This is a genomic window from Bradyrhizobium sp. CCGUVB1N3 (assembly GCF_024199925.1).
GTDB lineage: Bacteria > Pseudomonadota > Alphaproteobacteria > Rhizobiales > Xanthobacteraceae > Bradyrhizobium.
Genome location: NZ_JANADR010000001.1, coordinates 8,645,235 through 8,662,231 on the forward strand (window position 1 = coordinate 8,645,235; position 16,997 = coordinate 8,662,231).

12 protein-coding genes and 6 pseudogenes are annotated in these 16,997 nt (G+C 60.0%); 10 read left to right on the plus strand and 8 right to left on the minus strand.

Features of this window, described 5'->3' with window-relative positions:
• Window positions 1-116: 116 nt before the first annotated feature.
• Window positions 117-1,649 carry a radical SAM family RiPP maturation amino acid epimerase gene (locus tag NLM33_RS40845; RefSeq protein ID WP_254106126.1) on the plus strand — a complete coding sequence of 511 codons (1,533 nt, stop codon included), beginning with the start codon at window positions 117-119 and terminating at the stop codon, window positions 1,647-1,649.
• A 377-nt stretch (window positions 1,650-2,026) separates the two neighbouring features.
• Here the strand turns inward: NLM33_RS40845 and NLM33_RS40850 are convergent, their stop codons facing one another.
• Window positions 2,027-2,389: a hypothetical protein gene (locus NLM33_RS40850; RefSeq protein ID WP_254104063.1), complete on the minus strand. Its 363-nt coding sequence runs from the start codon at window positions 2,387-2,389 to the stop codon at window positions 2,027-2,029.
• A gap of 88 nt (window positions 2,390-2,477) precedes the next feature.
• Here NLM33_RS40850 and NLM33_RS40855 point away from each other — a divergent pair, with 88 nt between their 5' ends.
• Both NLM33_RS40855 and NLM33_RS40860 read left to right on the plus strand, forming a co-directional pair.
• Window positions 2,478-3,929, plus strand: a complete 1,452-nt coding sequence (locus NLM33_RS40855; RefSeq protein ID WP_254104065.1) for a RiPP maturation radical SAM C-methyltransferase — start codon at window positions 2,478-2,480, stop codon at window positions 3,927-3,929.
• A gap of 265 nt (window positions 3,930-4,194) precedes the next feature.
• Window positions 4,195-4,766 (plus strand): annotated as a pseudogene (locus NLM33_RS40860) (ISNCY family transposase); the annotation flags it as partial.
• A gap of 75 nt (window positions 4,767-4,841) precedes the next feature.
• Here the strand turns inward: NLM33_RS40860 and NLM33_RS40865 are convergent.
• Window positions 4,842-5,539, minus strand: a pseudogene (locus NLM33_RS40865) (IS66 family transposase); the annotation flags it as partial.
• A gap of 143 nt (window positions 5,540-5,682) precedes the next feature.
• Between NLM33_RS40865 and NLM33_RS40870 the strand changes: the two are divergent.
• The 4 genes from NLM33_RS40870 (at window position 5,683) to NLM33_RS40885 (ending at window position 10,563) form a co-directional block, all read left to right on the plus strand.
• Window positions 5,683-6,912 carry a site-specific integrase gene (locus NLM33_RS40870; RefSeq protein WP_254106089.1) on the plus strand — a complete coding sequence of 410 codons (1,230 nt, stop codon included), beginning with the start codon at window positions 5,683-5,685 and terminating at the stop codon, window positions 6,910-6,912.
• Window positions 6,909-8,273: a tyrosine-type recombinase/integrase gene (locus NLM33_RS40875; RefSeq protein ID WP_254103412.1), complete on the plus strand. Its 1,365-nt coding sequence runs from the start codon at window positions 6,909-6,911 to the stop codon at window positions 8,271-8,273. Before NLM33_RS40870 ends, NLM33_RS40875 begins: the two co-directional genes overlap by 4 nt.
• Window positions 8,270-9,274, plus strand: a complete 1,005-nt coding sequence (locus tag NLM33_RS40880; RefSeq protein WP_254103411.1) for a site-specific integrase — start codon at window positions 8,270-8,272, stop codon at window positions 9,272-9,274. Before NLM33_RS40875 ends, NLM33_RS40880 begins: the two co-directional genes overlap by 4 nt.
• A 284-nt stretch (window positions 9,275-9,558) precedes the next feature.
• Window positions 9,559-10,563, plus strand: coding sequence for an IS110 family transposase (locus NLM33_RS40885; protein WP_254104067.1), 1,005 nt, complete (start codon window positions 9,559-9,561; stop codon window positions 10,561-10,563).
• A 230-nt stretch (window positions 10,564-10,793) separates the two neighbouring features.
• On the opposite strand, the pseudogene NLM33_RS40890 reads toward NLM33_RS40885, so the two are convergent.
• From NLM33_RS40890 to NLM33_RS40915, 6 genes and pseudogenes are all read right to left on the minus strand, one after another.
• Window positions 10,794-11,642 (minus strand): annotated as a pseudogene (locus NLM33_RS40890) (transposase); the annotation flags it as partial.
• Window positions 11,643-11,689: 47 nt separating this feature from the next.
• Entirely contained in the window at window positions 11,690-12,037 is a 348-nt protein-coding gene (gene tnpB / locus NLM33_RS40895; protein ID WP_254104069.1) for an IS66 family insertion sequence element accessory protein TnpB, read from the minus strand.
• Entirely contained in the window at window positions 12,034-12,435 is a 402-nt protein-coding gene (locus NLM33_RS40900; RefSeq protein ID WP_254104071.1) for a transposase, read from the minus strand. The genes tnpB and NLM33_RS40900 overlap by 4 nt, the downstream gene beginning before the upstream one ends.
• 178 nt (window positions 12,436-12,613) lie before the next feature.
• Window positions 12,614-12,896 (minus strand): annotated as a pseudogene (locus tag NLM33_RS40905) (IS5/IS1182 family transposase); the annotation flags it as partial.
• Between the two features lie 138 nt (window positions 12,897-13,034).
• Complete coding sequence (locus NLM33_RS40910; protein WP_254104073.1) at window positions 13,035-13,265, minus strand: group II intron maturase-specific domain-containing protein; 231 nt, start codon at window positions 13,263-13,265, stop codon at window positions 13,035-13,037.
• A 257-nt stretch (window positions 13,266-13,522) separates the two neighbouring features.
• Entirely contained in the window at window positions 13,523-13,816 is a 294-nt protein-coding gene (locus NLM33_RS40915; RefSeq protein ID WP_254104075.1) for a hypothetical protein, read from the minus strand.
• Window positions 13,817-14,616: 800 nt separating this feature from the next.
• Here NLM33_RS40915 and NLM33_RS49980 point away from each other — a divergent pair.
• The 3 genes and pseudogenes from NLM33_RS49980 (at window position 14,617) to NLM33_RS40930 (ending at window position 16,991) form a co-directional block, all read left to right on the plus strand.
• Window positions 14,617-14,901: a helicase gene (locus tag NLM33_RS49980; protein WP_371930053.1), complete on the plus strand. Its 285-nt coding sequence runs from the start codon at window positions 14,617-14,619 to the stop codon at window positions 14,899-14,901.
• A 207-nt stretch (window positions 14,902-15,108) separates the two neighbouring features.
• A pseudogene (locus NLM33_RS40925) lies at window positions 15,109-16,003 on the plus strand (DUF3991 domain-containing protein).
• Window positions 16,004-16,125: 122 nt separating this feature from the next.
• Window positions 16,126-16,991 (plus strand): annotated as a pseudogene (locus NLM33_RS40930) (tripartite tricarboxylate transporter substrate-binding protein).
• Window positions 16,992-16,997 lie beyond the last annotated feature (6 nt).

Genomic DNA, 16,997 nt, shown 5'->3' on the forward strand with positions numbered 1-16,997 from the left:
GCGCCGGTGAGCGCGCCGGCCCGCTGCTCAATAACGGGCCGCAGAGGTCATGAAGGTGATCCATGGAGGTTGCGCCGCTCCGCCTGCAAGAAGACATCTCAGCACAAACCAACGTGATGCGCCCGTTTGCCGCGGAACGCTATCGCCAGATCTTTGACCGACGCATTCCCGAGCAGTTGCGCACGTTGTCACATATCAAGCGCTTCATGGAGCGGCTGGTAGGGGACCTTGGGTTCCGCAGGGAGCTTTCGGAAAATATTAACGCCCCTCGATTCGTAAGCGACCGTTACGGTATCGAAGTCGATCCGATGGAAATGTTGCCGCTCTGGCGCGGTACCCACCTGAAATACCGCTTTAAGCCGGAGTGTGCATCGTGGCCGCTGGCCGTGATGTGGGACGAGTATATAAGGGAGATGTTGCATCATCGCGACCTCTTGCGCGACGAAGGCGAAATGTCGAGGGTCAACCCGCGCTTTCATGCTTGGCGCGAGCGCCAAATCCGCCGCTGCAACGAGGAGTTAGGAGGATCAGCGATGTCGGTTACGCACCCCGTAATAGCTTTCGAGCTAAGCGAAGGCTGCAGCATCGGTTGTTGGTTCTGCGGCCTCTCGGCCGGTCGTTTCAAGGGATATTACGAATACAGCGAGGAGCATGCAGAGCTTTGGCGCGGCGTGGTTGGTGTCGCAAGCGAGATGTTTGGTTCGGCAGCCCGGACTGGCTTCTGCTACTGGGCCACGGATCCTATGGACAATCCGCAGTACGACCGCTTTCTGTTCGATTACTATCAGATCACAGGCGCGCTGCCACAAACAACAACAGCCGCCCCTCTCAAAGATCAGGCGCTCACCAGGCGCGTGCTCGAACTGTTTAGGCGATATCGTACTGTGACGAATCGCTTCTCGGTTCTGAGCACAACTCACCTCAACCAGATTCACGCGGCTTTTTCGCCTGAGGAGCTAATGGGCGTCGAACTCATTCTGCAGGGTAAAGAGGCGCTGACTGCAAAAGCGTTCGCCGGGCGCGCGCGAGAACGAAAGGAAAAGCTTAGAGATGCCAACAAAGACGATGCAATTGGGGTGCCGGAACGCAATCATACGACGATCGCCTGCGTTTCCGGCTTCCTTGTGAATATGCTGCGGGGGCGCGTGCAGTTAGTGACGCCGGTGCCAGGCAGCAGTCGCTGGCCTCTCGGTTACCGTGTTGTGGCTGAACATTTCTTCCGGACGGCCAACGAGTTCCATGACGGGCTGCAAAGAATAATCGATCAACATATGTTCGCATGTCTCCCTCCCGATCTGCCGATCCGATTCCGCAGAGACCTGCATTACGAGGCAGGGATCCCACACTTTCATCTTCGTTCACGCAACATGCAACACCGGGTAATCGACAACCTCGCTCCACTCTCCGTTGGCGATCTAATCGCGGGTGGCAACTGCACAGCGTCCGAGCTGGTTAGGCGGATCACAGCCGACGGAAGAGGCGTGCTTGCAATTGCTGACCTGCTGGACAAGCTGTACAGCGCTGGATTAATTGAGGAGGACCTCGACGATTGTTTCGTTTCGCAGGCCAGCAAGGACCTGCCGGGTCGCATCGAAGCGGCCAACCGCGCGGCTCCCAACATGCGAGTGGATCATGCCGAGCCGCGTTAAGGAACAAGAGACCAGCCAGAGCGACCTGCGGATCTTGGCGTCCCGCAAGGGGCCTGGGGACAGCCGGTCGGGAGCCTCGTGACGTGATGGCAGAAGTCGCCATCGCTGTGCGTCACACCTTTGCTAAAGAGGTTGAAGATGCCGCGGCTATCGCTAGCTTGTGGCCTGCGACTGTCTGACTAAGGCACGGCCTGCACAAAGCGTAAGGGGCAGGCATGCTTGACACCAGTCTCAATCTGCGGTGCCGATCTAAAGCCATCATCATAGACGTCCAGAGAGTTCCTCAGTGAAGGTGGAATGTGATGAGTTCTGATGTGCCAATCGTTCTAGTCAACATGCCGATGTCGGCGGTTGAACGACCATCGCTGGCGCTTGGTCTACTGAAGTCGGTGCTGACGCAGGCCGGACTGCGATCCAGCGTAGTATACGCTAACATTTGGTTCCTGGAGTACATAGGACTTCCTGACTATCATCTCCTCGAGAGTAGCCCGCCCGAGGACGCTCTTGTTGATTGGCTGTTCGCGGGCATCGCCTTTCCCGACTTCCAACCCGACGCCGACGCTTTTCTCGACAGGTATTTTAATCGTAACCCGATGCACGCCGAGAAAGGCCTTGCCGAGCGTCGTACGAAGTTCAAAAAACTGCGATCGCTTATGGGGGAGTTTATCGATTGGACGGCTGACAAAGTGCTGATGCATCGTCCGGCCATCGTCGGGTGCACCTCTACCTTTAACCAGCATGTCCCTTCGCTCGCATTGCTGCGTCGATTGAGCGAGCGCTCGCCGGGGGGGGTCACTCTCATGGGGGGGGGCAAATTGCGAGTCGGTGATGGGGCGGACCACTCACGCTCGTTTCCCATGGGTCAATTACATCGTATCGGGCGAGGCCGACGCCCTGATGGGCGCGCTGTGTTGGGACATCCTTCACCGTGGCAAAGACATTCCGTCGGCCGACCTCCCATTTGGCGTTTTCGGTCCGGCGCACCGCGAGGCCGGCTATCCCTCGACCTCGAGGCGCGACTTGGTGCCCAGGGCGGCAATTAAAAACATGCGAGACCTGCCGCTGCCCGATTTTTCGGACTATTTCACTGAACTTGAGCGATCGCTCTATGCCGATCGTATCCATCCCGGACTGCCGTTGGAGTTCTCTCGTGGCTGCTGGTGGGGCGAGCGCAGCCCCTGCACGTTCTGCGGGCTGAACGGCGGATCCATCACCTACCGTCAGAAACCAGCCGAGCAAGCCGTAGAGGAAATGATTGAAATGTCGGCGCGTTACGGCTTGTCGCGTATCGAAGCAGTCGATAATATTTTGGCCATTGACTACTTCGAAAAGGCGCTGCCCTCCCTCACTGCATTACCCAAGAAGTTCGCGATCTTTTTCGAGGTCAAAGCGAATCTGAAACGCCATGAAGTAGAGAAATTGGCCGGTGCCGGCGTCCGCTGGATCCAGCCAGGTATCGAAAGCCTGGACACCCGCGTGTTGAAGTTAATGGGCAAGGGAACGACGGCAGCGCATAATGTTCAGCTCTTAAAATGGTGCCGTCAGTACGGCGTGCGGGTCAGTTGGAGTGTGCTGTGGGGCTTCCCAGGCGAGAGCGACGCATGGTATTCAGAAATCGCCGCTTGTTTGCCGCTGTTACATCACCTGCAGCCAGGACGTACAGTGCGACTGCGATACCAACGCTATAGCCCCTATCATTACGCATCCGGAAAATACGGCCTCAAACTGCTCCCGGCGGCCTCATATCGCTACGTCTATCCCTTGTCGGAAGGCGATCTCAAGGATCAGGTTTATTACTTCGAAGACAATGAAGACAATGATGTCGGCGGTCATTACATAGCGGGCGACGTGAACCGCCGCCCAGGGCTGCAGGCCGTTGCGCGCGGTGTTGATGCCTGGCTAAGATCTTGGTATGAGCCGAAGCGACCCATCCTGTCGATGCGGGATAGCGGCGAAGAGCTAACCGTCGAGGACACGCGGGCCATAGCAGTGGAGTGCAAACATCGCGTGAAGGGCCTCAAGCGCGAAATTCTTCTGGCCGCGGACGAAGGCGTGCCGGAAACGCTCCTGCGCAAACGTCTGGCGGCGACGAATGTAAGACAGGCTGAGATTGACGCGGGAATAGCAGAAATGACGGCTCGCAAACTGATCATACGACTCGATGGGCGGCTGGTTGGGCTTCCCCTCTGGCACCCATACCAGCCAATGCCCGGAATGACCGCGTTCCCAGGAGGCTATTTCGACCGACGTGCAATGCCGGTGGGTATCCCCCGTGCATGACGTCTCCTGGTTGGAACGGCAGGCCACCCTCGTTTGCAGGGTTCAGCCGCAAATTGTCGAAAGACCCGGTCCATTCGTTGGAGATCGCTCCCGTTCGGCGAGAAATCGTATATGGCGCGACCGATAGTATGAGAGCAGCGCGTCAACTGATTGTCGCTGAGGTCCGCATTGCGCCGCCTGAAATGTTCCTGAATGCTGGGCCGTTGCCTCACGTAATTTGCTCCTCAGTGGAATGGGACCGCGGGGGCGATAATGAGGCAACTGCATGGCGACTCGAAGAGAACTGACGGCCGCTGTGGGGCAGCGCTACAGAGAGGCGAGCCGCGCGGACAAGGCACGAATTCTCGACGAGTTTGTGGTTGTGACGGGCTTCCACCGAAAGCATGCGATGCGCCTGCTCCGAGGCGATATCGGCAATCCTCGGTTCGCCGCACGCGTCGCCGGATTTACGAGGAAGCCGAACGAAATGCGCTGGTAGTTCTCTGGGAGGCATCGTACCGGATTTGCGGCAAGAGACTGAAAGCGCTGCTGCCGCTCTTGATCGAGTCGATGGAGCAGAGCGGGCACATGCGCCGTCCGCCGACTGGAAGGATCCGGCGCCGGGCTTTGTCGAAGCCGATCTGGTCGCCACAGCGGACCCTCGGCCCGCGGCAGTTTTATCCAGACGCTGGTGCTCACGGATATTGCGACCGGTTCGACAGAGTGTGCGCCGTTGCTGGTGCGCGAGCAAACCTCCTCAGCACCGTGCTGACAGAACTTCGCCGACAGCTGCCGTTTTCGCTCCAGGGCATCGATACCGATAATGATTCCGTGTTCATAAACGAGACGCTGAAAAGTACGCATACGACGAAGACCGCCTGATTGACGCATGCGCGCGGGCACGGCGAGCTCTATGGTGGCGTTGCGTGAAGGTCAGGCAGCCTGCTGATCGGCGGGCTTGTCGGCTTGGCGCAGGAGCTTCCATTCCCAGGGCAGCAGTTCGTGCAGGCGCGATGCGGGAAGATCGGCGATACGGGCGAGGACGTCGGCGAGCCAAGCCTTGGGATCGACGTCGTTGAGGCGACAGGTCGTGATCATCGTCAGCATGATGGCGGCACGGTCGGCGCCACGCCGGCTGCCGGCGAAGGTCCAGTTGCGCCTTCCCAATGCGATGCCTCTCAATGCGCGCTCAGCACAATTGTTGGTCAAGCAGATCCTGCCATCGTCGAGGAAGCGGGCGAAGTCGTCCCAGCGCCTGAGCATGTAGTTGATCGGCTTCAGGACCTCGGAGGAGCGCGAGAGGGTTTCGCGCTCACGCAGCAACCAAGCGTGCATGTCCTCGAGAAGCGGCTTGCTCTTTTCCTGGCGCACGGCGCGCCGCTCGTCGGCGCCGCAGCCGTTGATGGCGCGCTCGATCTCGAACAACGCATCAAGGCGTCTGACCGCCTCCAGCGCGATCGGAGAGACCGGTTTGCCCTTCTTACCTTCCCGAGCTTTTTTCTCGATGTCAGCCAGCTCGAAGAAGCCCCGCCGCGCATGGGCAAAGCAAAACGCCGGCGTAATCGGCAGCACCTTCTTCTGCGGGTCGAACAGCGGCTCGAAGCGTTGTAGCAATCGGCTTGCAGGATACCGGCTAATCGCGAGGTGGCAGTAATGTGAAGGAACGTCGGCTCGGCGCGTGAACATCGAGAAATTCCGCGGATTCCGTGCGGGCTTTGCTCCGCATTATTTCTCGGCGACCTTTGCAGTCTTTTGACCAGCAGAGGAGTCGATGGTGCTGAAATCCAATGAAGACCTGATCGCGGAGCTCAAGGCCGTACTGGCCGGCCAGCGCTATCACCCGAGGACGATCAGTAACTACTGCGGGTGCGCGCGCAGATTCCTCGATTATCTCGAACGGCGAGAAATCCAGGTTGAGAACGTGACCGAGGCGCTGGTGTCGACATACATAAGCCATGCGAGTGGGATGTTGCGCAAACGCCATGGTCGATCAGGGCCACACCAGCACCCGATCCCGCGCGCCGGAATCCATGCGCTGGTGCGGCTTGCGCAGGGCCAGTGGCCGCCCCCTCCGAAAGCAGCCTGCGCCGCCGAGGCGGTGCGATTTGCGATCTGCGACGAATACGAGGTCTGGCTTCATGAGGCGCGAGGCCTCGCCCCCGCCAGTATCAAAGCATTGATCTGGGAGGCCCGGCACTTCCTGACCTGGCAGTTCAGGCGGAACGGCGACAATAGCCTGACGAGCCTGGGGGTCGACGACATCGACCGCTATATGGATATGCGCGCACCGAAGTTGACGCGCAAATCGTTGAGCGCCGTCGTAAACCGCTTACGCGCTTTGTTGCGGCATCTGCACCGGGTCGGCGGTACTGCGATCGACCTGTCGCCGCAGGTCATCGGTCCGCGGATCTACGCCTATGAGGGGGTGCCCTCGATTCTGGAGCGAGATCAGGTTGCCGCTGTCCTGAAGACTGTGAGAAAGGACAAGACCCCGAGGGGGTTGAGGGACCATGCGATCCTGCAACTGCTCGCGACCTATGGCCTGAGGTCGAGCGAAATCTGCAACCTGCGGCTTGATGACATCAACTGGCGGGCGGAATCGATCCGCATCCGGCACACCAAGACCAAGGCCTGTTCCTTCCTGCCCCTGATGGAGCCGGTCGGCGAAGCAGTGCTTGCTTATTTACGTGCGGGGCGGCCGGCGATCGACGTCCGGGAAATCTTCATCCGCGCGCGTGCACCCTATCGCAAGCTCAAGATGTTGGACAAGATGGTACGGCGCCGACTGCGCCAGGCCGGTGTCAAGCTGCCGGGCAAGAGCGGTGCCCATGTCTTCCGACATGCACGCGCGGTCGAAATGTTGCGCGCATCGGTCCCGCAGAAGGTCATCGGTGATCTGCTCGGGCACCGGTCGGCGGAGTCCACGGTGCCCTATCTCAAGCTTGCCACCGAGGACCTCAGGGCCATCGCACTCGACGTGCCGGAAGCGGGGGTGCTGTCATGACAACATGGCCCGATCCCGAGCGGCAGTTGATCGCGCGCTATCTGGCAGGGCTTAGCCTGCGACACGCCGACAGCCGCGCCTCTTACAGGCAGGTGCTGAACAGCTTCCAGGACGTCGCTGAATGCCATGCCGAGCTCGGCAAGGATGTTCTGGTGGCTTGGCTGCAGACATTGTCCGACCATTGGATGGCGACGACGCTGCTGAACCGCACCCGCATCATCGATCGGTTCCTCGATCACCTTCTGAACATCGGAGCGATCGAGCGCAATCCCGTCACCGCCTCGTGCGAGGCATGCAATATCAAGCGATGTCGGCCGGTCTGGCGCGCACTAGCGTCGCATGACCCCGAACAGGCCCTTGCCGAACTCCGCCAGCCCAAGCCGTTCGGCAGCATGCTGGGCGGGATCATGGCCGAGCACGTCGCGCTGATGCGCAACAGAGGATACAAATACACCTCGCAGCCCGCATGGTTCTTGCGGTTCGATCGGTTCCTGCAGTTGAATCCTGCGTTGCAGGATGAGCCGGTCGAGGTGATGCTGGAGCATTGGAAGAAGGCAAAAACCACACTCAATCACGCTGCGGAATGTGAGAAACTGGAGCGGATCCTTGCGAGGGTCCTGCGTCATAAGAATCCGTCGCTCCCGCCGCGCCGCCCGAACCCGCGTCCGCAGAAGGAATTAGCGAAACAGTGGCGCAAGCCTTACATCTATACGCCGACCGACGTGCGGCAGATGCTCGATATTGCCCGTTCCTATCCTTCGCAACGGGCCCCGCTGCGTGCACCGAGCCTCCATGCCATGCTCCTACTGGCCTATTGCGCAGGGCTTCGGCGTGGCGAACTTGCCCGTCTCGATCTTGGTGACGTCGACTTCCACGCCGGCACAATCACAATCCGGCAAACTAAGTTCTACAAGATGAGGATACTGCCGTTGCCCGACAGCGCAATCGCCGAGCTTCGGGCTTATCTCGATTTGCGGCGGCAGGCCGGTGCACCGCAGGACCCGCACTCCGCCCTGTTCTGGCACGAGGGGCGCAACGCCCGCTACACAAAGCAGGTCATCGCCTTGTTGCTCGTCGACGTGATCCGTCGAGCGGGGCTGAAGCCGCCAGAAGGGCGAACGGGTCCCCGTCTTCATGACCTGCGCCACTCAATGGTCGTGCACCGTATCCTCGAATGGTACCGCTCGGGCATCAATCCGCATGACCGGCTGCCGTTCCTCGCGACATATCTCGGCCATAAGGATATCCACTCCACCCTCGTCTACATCACTGTTACACAAGACCTGCTGCATCTTGCGAACGAGCGGTTTAGGGCCGTAGGCGCGCCATGCCTCGATCTGGGGCAGGAGGTGCGGCCATGAACAAGGCGAACGCGTTCCCGGATTTGATGCGTGCGTTCTTCTACGAATGGCTCGTCGAGCAACGCAATGCATCGATCCACACGGTCCGGTCCTATCGTGACACCTGGCGGCTGTTCCTGCGGTTCGTCGCACAGCGCACGGAAAAGAAGGTGGCGGTGATCACACTGGCCGATCTGACTGCCGACGGGGTGGCTGCCTTCCTCGGTCACGCCGAGCACGACCGCGGCGGTACGATCGGCACGCGCAACTGCAGGCTTGCCGCGATCCGCAGCTTCTTCAACTTCGTCGCGACCAAGGACCCCGCATCGATCGCTCAGTGCGTGGAAATCCTTCACATCCCGGTCAAGCGGGCGCCGGTATCGGAACCCTGTTATCTGGACCCGGCGGAGGTAGCAGCGATCCTTGCCCAGCCGGACCGCTCCACGCTCGAAGGCATACGCGATCACGCACTGCTCTCGTTCCTCTACAACAGCGGGGCACGGATACAGGAGGCTCTCGATCTGTGTCCCGGGGCGATCCGGTTCGATAGCCCAAGTTGCGTTCGTCTTACCGGCAAGGGCCGCAAGGAACGCATCTGCCCACTCTGGCCGGAAACCGTGCTGTTGCTGAAAAAGCTGCTGGAGCGACAGCCGCGTGCATTGGACCAGCGGCTGTTCGTCAACCGCTATAGCGAGCCGCTCAGCGCATCCGGCGTTCGGTTCAAGCTTGCTGCCTACGTGAAGGCGGCGGCCGAAACCACACCAACGTTGCGGACTAAGCATGTGACGCCGCACAGCTTCCGACACGCCACCGCCGTACACCTCGTCTCGGCGGGAGTCGACGTCACCGTTATCCGTAGCTGGCTTGGTCATGTGAGCCTCGACACCACCAATCACTATGCCAGGGCCAATCTGGAAACGAAGCGAAAGGCGCTGGAACAGGTCAGTGCTCCGGAATCGGTACGACATCCCCCGTCATGGAAGCGGGATACGAGCCTGCTCGCCTGGCTCGACACGCTCTGAAATAATGTGAAGGAACGTCAATCAAAGACAGCATCAATCCCGCATCCGGCGGCGTTCCTTCACATTACTGCCACCTCGCGATTAGCCGGCAAATGACGAGCTCGCCATTTGCCGGCGAAGGCGGCCAGATGCTTCTGGGGATGCTCGCCTCGTCGGTCGCTCGAGGCGTAATAGAGCGCCGCCGGCGGCGTGGGGCCGGCGAAGGGCCGGTCATCCCGCACATAATGAGATGGACGGTCCCCGCCCTGATAAGCTCCGAACGCATCCAAGAAGGAGGACAAGCTATGCCTATCATGACAATCGGGCTCGATATCTCGAAAAGCTGGTTTCAAATCCACTGGATCACAGAGGATGGAGAAATTATCCGCAAGAAGCTCGCTCGCGGGAAGGTTCTCGATTTCTTTTCACGGCTTCCAAGTTGTCTCGTCGGTCTTGAGGCTTGCGGCAGCGCTCATCATTGGGCTCGTGAACTAATAAAGCTTGGACACAAAGCACGTCTTATGCCGGCCCGCTATGTACGAGCCTACGTAAAGACAAACAAGCATGATGCCGCGGATGCGGAGGCGTGCTGGGAAGCCGTCCAACGCCCCGGCATGCGCTTTGTCCCTATAAAAACGGTCGAACAGCAGGGAATTTTAATGCTACATCGCACGCGCGATTTGCTCATTCGACAACGCACAGGCGCGATAAATGCTCTGCGTGGTCATTTGGGCGAGTTGGGCATCGTGGCCGGAAAGGGAAAAGCGAACGCGAGAGAGCTCATGACACTCGTGGATGTTGATGAGCGCATTCCACAGAGCGCGCGTAGCGCCCTGTCAATCCTTGTCGATCAGATCGAAGACCTTGAGCTTCACATTGAAGGCTACGAAAGGATGATTCTTGCAACCGCCAAAGACAATGAAGTCTGTCGGCGTCTCATGAAGGTAGTAGGCATCGGCCCATATGCTGCCACCGCGCTGGCGGCATCGGTCGACCATCCACAACAGTTCGCTTCGGCAAGGCATTTCGCTGCCTGGCTTGGATTAGTACCGAAGCAGCATTCGACCGGGGGTAAGGAGCGTTTGGGTGGTATCAGTAAGCGCGGCGACGGCTACATTCGTAAATTGCTGATACATGGCGCCCGAGCAGCCGTTCATCGCGTCCGTATCCATCAAGTCACCAATACCTGGATAGCAGAGCTGCTCGGCAGGCGTCCCTTCAATGTCGTGACGGTTGCGCTTGCTCACAAAACGGCCCGGATTGCTTGGGCGATTATGGCCAGCGGTGAAGATTACTGCGCGCGAGTATAAAACGAGCGTGGTTCCGTTTGCGAGGGCGGAAGCAGAGTGATGGCAACCGGTCGGACCGGGGTCGGCTAAGCCCGTTGGACCTATCGAGCTTCAGAGCTCGTCAACGTAATTGGGCGCCGATCCGCGGATCTCATCAAGGCTCGTGGCATTGCCATAAAGCCGGATAGATAGCTGCAAACGATCGTTAGTCAGAACAAAGCAAATGTACCTTGCAAAGCGGGGACCGTCCATAGATAAGTCCAGATCCGCCCGGTCGTGCACTTGCCCTTCGCCAGGATACGGATGGTGGTGTCGTCGCCATGGAGGCGCTCGGCAGCGAGCACATGGCGTTCGATCAGGTGGAAGAGCGGCATGACGGTGAAGGTCCCGTGGCCGACCTGGTCGGCCAGCGTCGACAACGGCAGGTCGATCCCCTCGCACTTGAAGCGCGCACTCTGCCGATTGAGCGGGATATGCATGCCGAACTTATCGAACAGGATCGTCGCCAGCAATTGTGGGCCGATGAAGCCGCGCGGCGTGGCATGGAACGGCGCGGGCGGCTGGCTGATCTTCTCGCAATCGCGGCAGGTGAACTTCTCGCGTACCGTCTCGATCAGCTTGAAGCGGCGCGGGATCTCCTCCAGCGTCTTGGTCACATCCTCACCGATCTTCGCCAGCCGGGATCCTCCGCAGCAGGCACAGGTCGTTGGAGCCTCAATGACCACGCGCTCGCGTTCGATGTCATCCGGCCATGGCTTGCGCACCGGCCGCTTGCGCATGAAGGGGCGGACCTTCTGCGTCTTCGCCGCTGCGGCCTGCGCGGCAAGCTCATCCTCGCTCGCCGTGATGACGAGTTCTTCAAGCTCCAACTCCAACTGCTCGAGCAGCCGTGCTGTGCGCTCGGAGCGCTGCCCGTACAGTTCGCGTTTGAGCTTCTCGATCCGCAGCTCGAGATGCGCGATCAGCGCCTCGTTGTCCGACAGCTCCGCCCGCGCACTGGCAGCCACCGCCTCGGCTTGCAACCGCGCCTCACGCTCGGCCTGCAGCGCCGCCAGGGCACTCACAAGGTCCGATGGAAGATCGTCCGGCTTCGATATCATGAAGCCATTGAATCAGATCAAGCAGCAGATTCAAACCCGTAAAACGGCTATCCGACCCGCGCCGGACGCTGGGTTTCTTGTGGGTTGCGCCAATCGATCCCGGACAACAGATAGCTCAACTGCGCCGGCGAGATCGTTACCGAATCACCGGCAACCGATGGCCAGATGAACCTTCCTCTCTCGAGTCTTTTGGTAAACAGGCATGCTCCCTGGCCATCGTGCCAGATCATCTTCACAAGATCGCTGCGGCGACCGCGGAAGACGAACAGATGACCGCTGAGCGGGTCTTTGCGCAGCACCTCCTGCACTTGGAGTGCCAACGACGGAAAGCCTCTGCGCATATCCGTGTAGCCTGTCGCGAGCCACACTCGCGCGCCTGTCGGAACCGGGATCATCGGCGCACCAGAGCATCGAGAACTCGACGCAGCGCGTCTCCATCAACGTCGCCATCGACCCGGATGCGATGTCCGCTACCAAGATCAATCTCGATGATGCCCTGGATCCTCCGCCGACGCGCCGGCGCCGTCGTCAATGACGCTTCGACCACATCCCGCGGCGGTACAGACGGCCCAATCTCGACCGGCACTAACGGCGCTATACTCGTCTCACCGTGCTTGCAAAGCTCTTTGCGCCACCTGAACAGCTGGCTCACATGAAGGCCGGCCATGCGAGCCACCTCGGAAACAGTGGCTCCGGGCTCGAGCGATGCTGCAACTAGCCGTTCCTTCTCATCCTGCGACCACCGACGCCGCCGCTCGACCGATGTGATCACCTCTGCCCGCGAAATCGTCATAGCGCTTCTCCTAGGATTGCCCCTAGGACCTGCAGCGTTCGCGTCCGTCAAACAAGGCGGCCCTCAACGGAGGAATACGCTGAAAACGTACTGTGAGGGGGCGAACATTGTCTTCACGCGTTGCCGACTGGGCGAGCGTCGCCACACTGCTCCAGACGGCGAAGATGAACCACGTCGATCCGTTCGCCTGGCTCAGGCGGTTGAGACCCCTGATGGCCGCATGCAAGAGCTTGGCATCAGTCGGAAAGGTGATGGCCTTCGGTTGCACCGTGGTGTCGACGGTGACCCGCTTGAGGTCCTGGCCGCGTAACGCGCCCGGCCGCGTGCGCCACCCGCAGGCTCTCAGCCAGCAGCAGCTCCAGCTTGTCGCCGAGCCGCTTGCGCCAATGGCTCAGGTCCGAGCGCTCGTGCGGGAAGGTGTGCTGGAAGAACTCTTCGCCGGTGAAGAACTGTCGAGTGGGCCGAGGGAGTTTCACCCTCAGCCCCTCACAGAACCGGACATGATACTCTCGCATCATCCGGCTCTTGTCACCCAACCGTTGCGTGACCAAGGCGCGTCCAGTGGACGAAGAATGAGGGATTGCGCTTCGCAATGCTGTTCAGTCGCCGCAGCTCCGTCCCCGGTGCCTTTTGAACGACTTGTACTTCCGCCGGAGCCAGGCCCCGAGACGTTCATCAAAGTACGTGAACAGCTTCCACATTTCCGTTGGATAGAAACGCCCATAATACTGCCACCACCCTTGAAGGATCGGATTGAGTATTCGGGCTATATCAGCCAACGGAAGCGGCGCATGCTGTGGCAGGCGCCAGCTCCTTATCCGCTCCCGCATGCGTTTGAGCGCCTGCGGGCTAACTGCGGGAAGGAAGCGCGTGAAGAGCTTTCCCCAACGGTTCTTCGCCCTACGGGGGTGACAGCAGCGTCTGCCGGTGTGTCAGCGCGCTCGTTAGGCGCCCTAGATAAAGAGGCCTCGAAGCGTGGGTTGTTCTTAGAGCCAGAGCAACGATCGATATCCATCCGGATATTCCCGCGTTAAATGTCACTTAACTGACGTTGTCTACCCTCATTTCGTGGGATTGGTAAACTCGCTTATATGGATGTGGGGCACATCCAGTTTGTGGATAAATAACCTAGCGCTGCGCGAACTGGAGGTGCCATCGGTTTGCGACCATTGTCGCCAATGGCAGTCATGATCCGTGCCGGTTCTCGCGCCTTGAGGATGGCCACGATGGCGTCAGGCTTGGTCCGTTCGAAATACGGGTCGATAAATTTGTCACGACAGCCCTTCGGCGCTTCGACAATCGGGATGTGGCGTTTCTCGGTCCGCTCCGTCACCCAGCGTTGAAACTGATTGGCGATGCCGCGCAGTGTGTCTCGGGTCATCGGTTATAGCTGGCGATAGGTATTGAAAAGGCCGACCACCCGCTCGGACTGCTGGAACGGTTGAATCAACTGGTGGATGCGTGCCATGTCGACGCCTTTCTCGGGTCCTGGCGTGCGTATCAATGAATTCTGAAGGAGATCGCCTATGTCCGCTGTCCGGGCCAGAACGGAAGGGCGCGGTGCGCGGTCAACCCGACGCGAGCACATCGAATCGGTCCGATGACCGGCATCGGGAGGCTTCGAAATCGATGTAGCGGAGAGTCTCAGCAGGTGAAGTGTTTAAGCGACGCGAGCCTAAGCCTCCAATCTGTCGGTTCGATAAAAGCGCTGATGGTGTTTGTCGACTTCGCTGACGCACCCGGCGCCTTCGGGAGCACGGAAGGGGTGGCCGATCACCTCACTGGGCCCGTGCGGGGTGACGATCACTCTGCCAGCTTGTTTGGGTGATACATCAGTTCCGAGTTACAGAAACATCGCGCTGCGATGCCGAGGGGCGCTTGACGTGTGGCACGCTGCGACAGTGGCTGGAATCCGGACGGCAGATTCGGCGCTGACCGAATATTCGCGAACAGCGATTAAGCCGATGCGGCGAGATCGTTTTGGCCAATAACGCATTTCTCTCAATTTGTCCTGGTCGGCAGGCAGCACCGTCTATCCGAGAGCGCTACGCAAAAATCTGCGACCGGAAGAGCGTGCGTTGGTCATCTTTGAGTAGGCACGACCCAGCTCTCTAGGGATGGCTTTCCTAGTCCTCCGTGCGGCCTACCACCATCAACCCGCGAGGGGTCGGCTATGCGCGCATGCCGCCGCTGCGCCTTCGGCTGCGCGGTGATCGCGGCCGCTTGAGGACACTGACGGACGCCATCGAGCGGGATCGGCCTCGCTCAGGATGGAGCCTTCAAATATCGCACGATCTTTCCCTTGCACAGTATAACGCCTTCGATCTCGCCCGCACTCTGATGGTACCGGTCACGCTTTTCCAAGTCGAAGGCGCATACGGCGTGATGCCGAGCGACGAACTCGACGACGCCGACGTGATCCTCGTCCACGAATACGATCCACACGAATTCATCCCGGCTCGTTGAGCCCGGTTTTCCCCTTGTGTGCCGCTTGCGAGCGGGCGGCCGCAAGGGAGGCTGCGCCGCGGCGGGCCGAATGCCCCGCATAATTCATCACTTGCCAAGCCGCGCCCTTGCCCCCTTCGCTCTTCGCGGCAAGGGCGGATGGTCCCGCAAGCTGCGGGAGTAGGAAATTCAAACGGGAAAGGGCCGGTACAGCGCCGGGAGGCAGACATGGAAAAGAAGGACATCGAAGAGCTGAAGACGCGTGTGCCCTGCGCTTCCGTGCTGGAGAAGGCCGGGTTTGCGATCGATCTGAAGGAAAGCACGCGCAAGGCCCTCAAATATCGCCGCGGCGGCGACATCATCATCGTCATCCATGACGGCAAAGGCTGGTTCGATGCGCTGTCCGACGCCAAGGGTGGATGTATTCTCGCTGGTGGAGCATCTCGACGGCCTCGCATTCCCGGACGTGCTGCAGCAGGTCACGGATCTCGTCGGCTTTGTGCCGACCGAACCTGTCTGGACACGAAAGTCCAGCGAGCACCAGCCCGATCTCTGTCTCGTGGATCGCTGGCGTGCGCGACGTGGACCATGGCGAGGCTCGCTGACCTGGTGCTATCTGCGCGACCGGCGTGGCATTCCGGAAGCGATCATCAGTGCCGCCATCCGCTATGGCGGATTGCGCGAAGGCCCGCACGGCAGCATGTGGGCAGCCCATCTCGACGGCGACGGCGTCGTGACCGGCTGGGAAGAGCGCGGGCCGGAATGGCGAGGCTTCGCCAGCGGCGGCAGCAAGGTGCTGTTTCGGTTCGGACCGGCCAATGCAAGTCGCATTTACGTCACGGAAGCCGCGATCGACGCGATGAGCCTCGCCGCAATCGAAGACCAGCAGCAGGATAGCCTTTATCTCAGCTCGGGAGGCGGTTGGGCGCCGGCGACGGTTGCCGCCATTCGGGTGCTGAGCGCGCGGTCAGGTGCACGCCTCGTAGCCGCGACCGATAACAATCGGCAGGGCGAGGTCTATGCCGAGCGGCTCGCGGTCATCGCGCAGGAGGTCGGCTGCGACTACCAGCGGCTTCGTCCCTGCGCCGATGACTGGAACGAGCAGCTAAGGACCCGCGCCTAATCCTCGCGTTTTCGAAACATCCGAGAGCGAAACACAAAGGCTCGCGATTTCGCTTGATGCGTACTCGGCAATGGTGCGCAGCAGGCGCGTATCTGCCGTGACGAATCTTGATCCGGTTCTGTGTGTCGCAATCAGATAAACGCAATCATAGGTCGGATGCGAAAGCTCGATCGCTCGGCGCGTTGCATCGCGATGCTGGCGTCGACGACGAGCGGTCAAAGCCGTTCGGACAACCGGTATTGGGCGAGGCCAAGCCAGGTGCGGGTGGCAACATCGCCGCTGTCGCCGTCGCTAATTCGTCGCCTGACGGTTATACGCTCGGACTGGTCACCGGTGCCCACGCGATTTCGGGCGCGCTGTATAAGACGTTTGCCTATAATCCGGTTGACAGTTTCGAGATGGTTTCGACGCTCGTCTTTTATGGGCTCGTCGTTGCCGTGCGATCAGACCATCCGGCAAAGACCTTGCCAGAACTGATCGCGCTCGTGAAACAAAAGCCCAACGAACTCAGTTTCGGATCGGCCGGATTTGGCAGTACCCATCATCTCGCCGGCGAACTCCTGAACACGACCGCCGGCATCAAGATGGTCCACGTGCCCTACCGCGGCGATGCGCAAAGCATGACAGCCTGCTTAGTGGAGAGGTCCCGGTCATCATTGGCACGACCGTCTTGTTGGCCGGGCAAATCGAAAGTGGAGCCGTCCGTGGGTTGGCCGTGACGTCACCTTCGCGCACGCCCCTGTTGCCGAACGTGCCGTCGGCCGAGGAAGCGGGCCAAGCGGGATATGACGTCCGGACCTGGGCAGGACTCGTGGCCCGGAAAGGCACACCCGCCGACATTGTGAGCAAATTGAACGCAGAAGCCGCCGCGATGCTTAAGGATCCCGCCGTTAAAAAGGCGCTTGAGACCGCAACCGGTGGCGAAGCGCGCGGAAGCACTCCCGTGGAGATGCGAACGCGAGATCGTGAAATGGTCGAAGATCATTGATGAAGC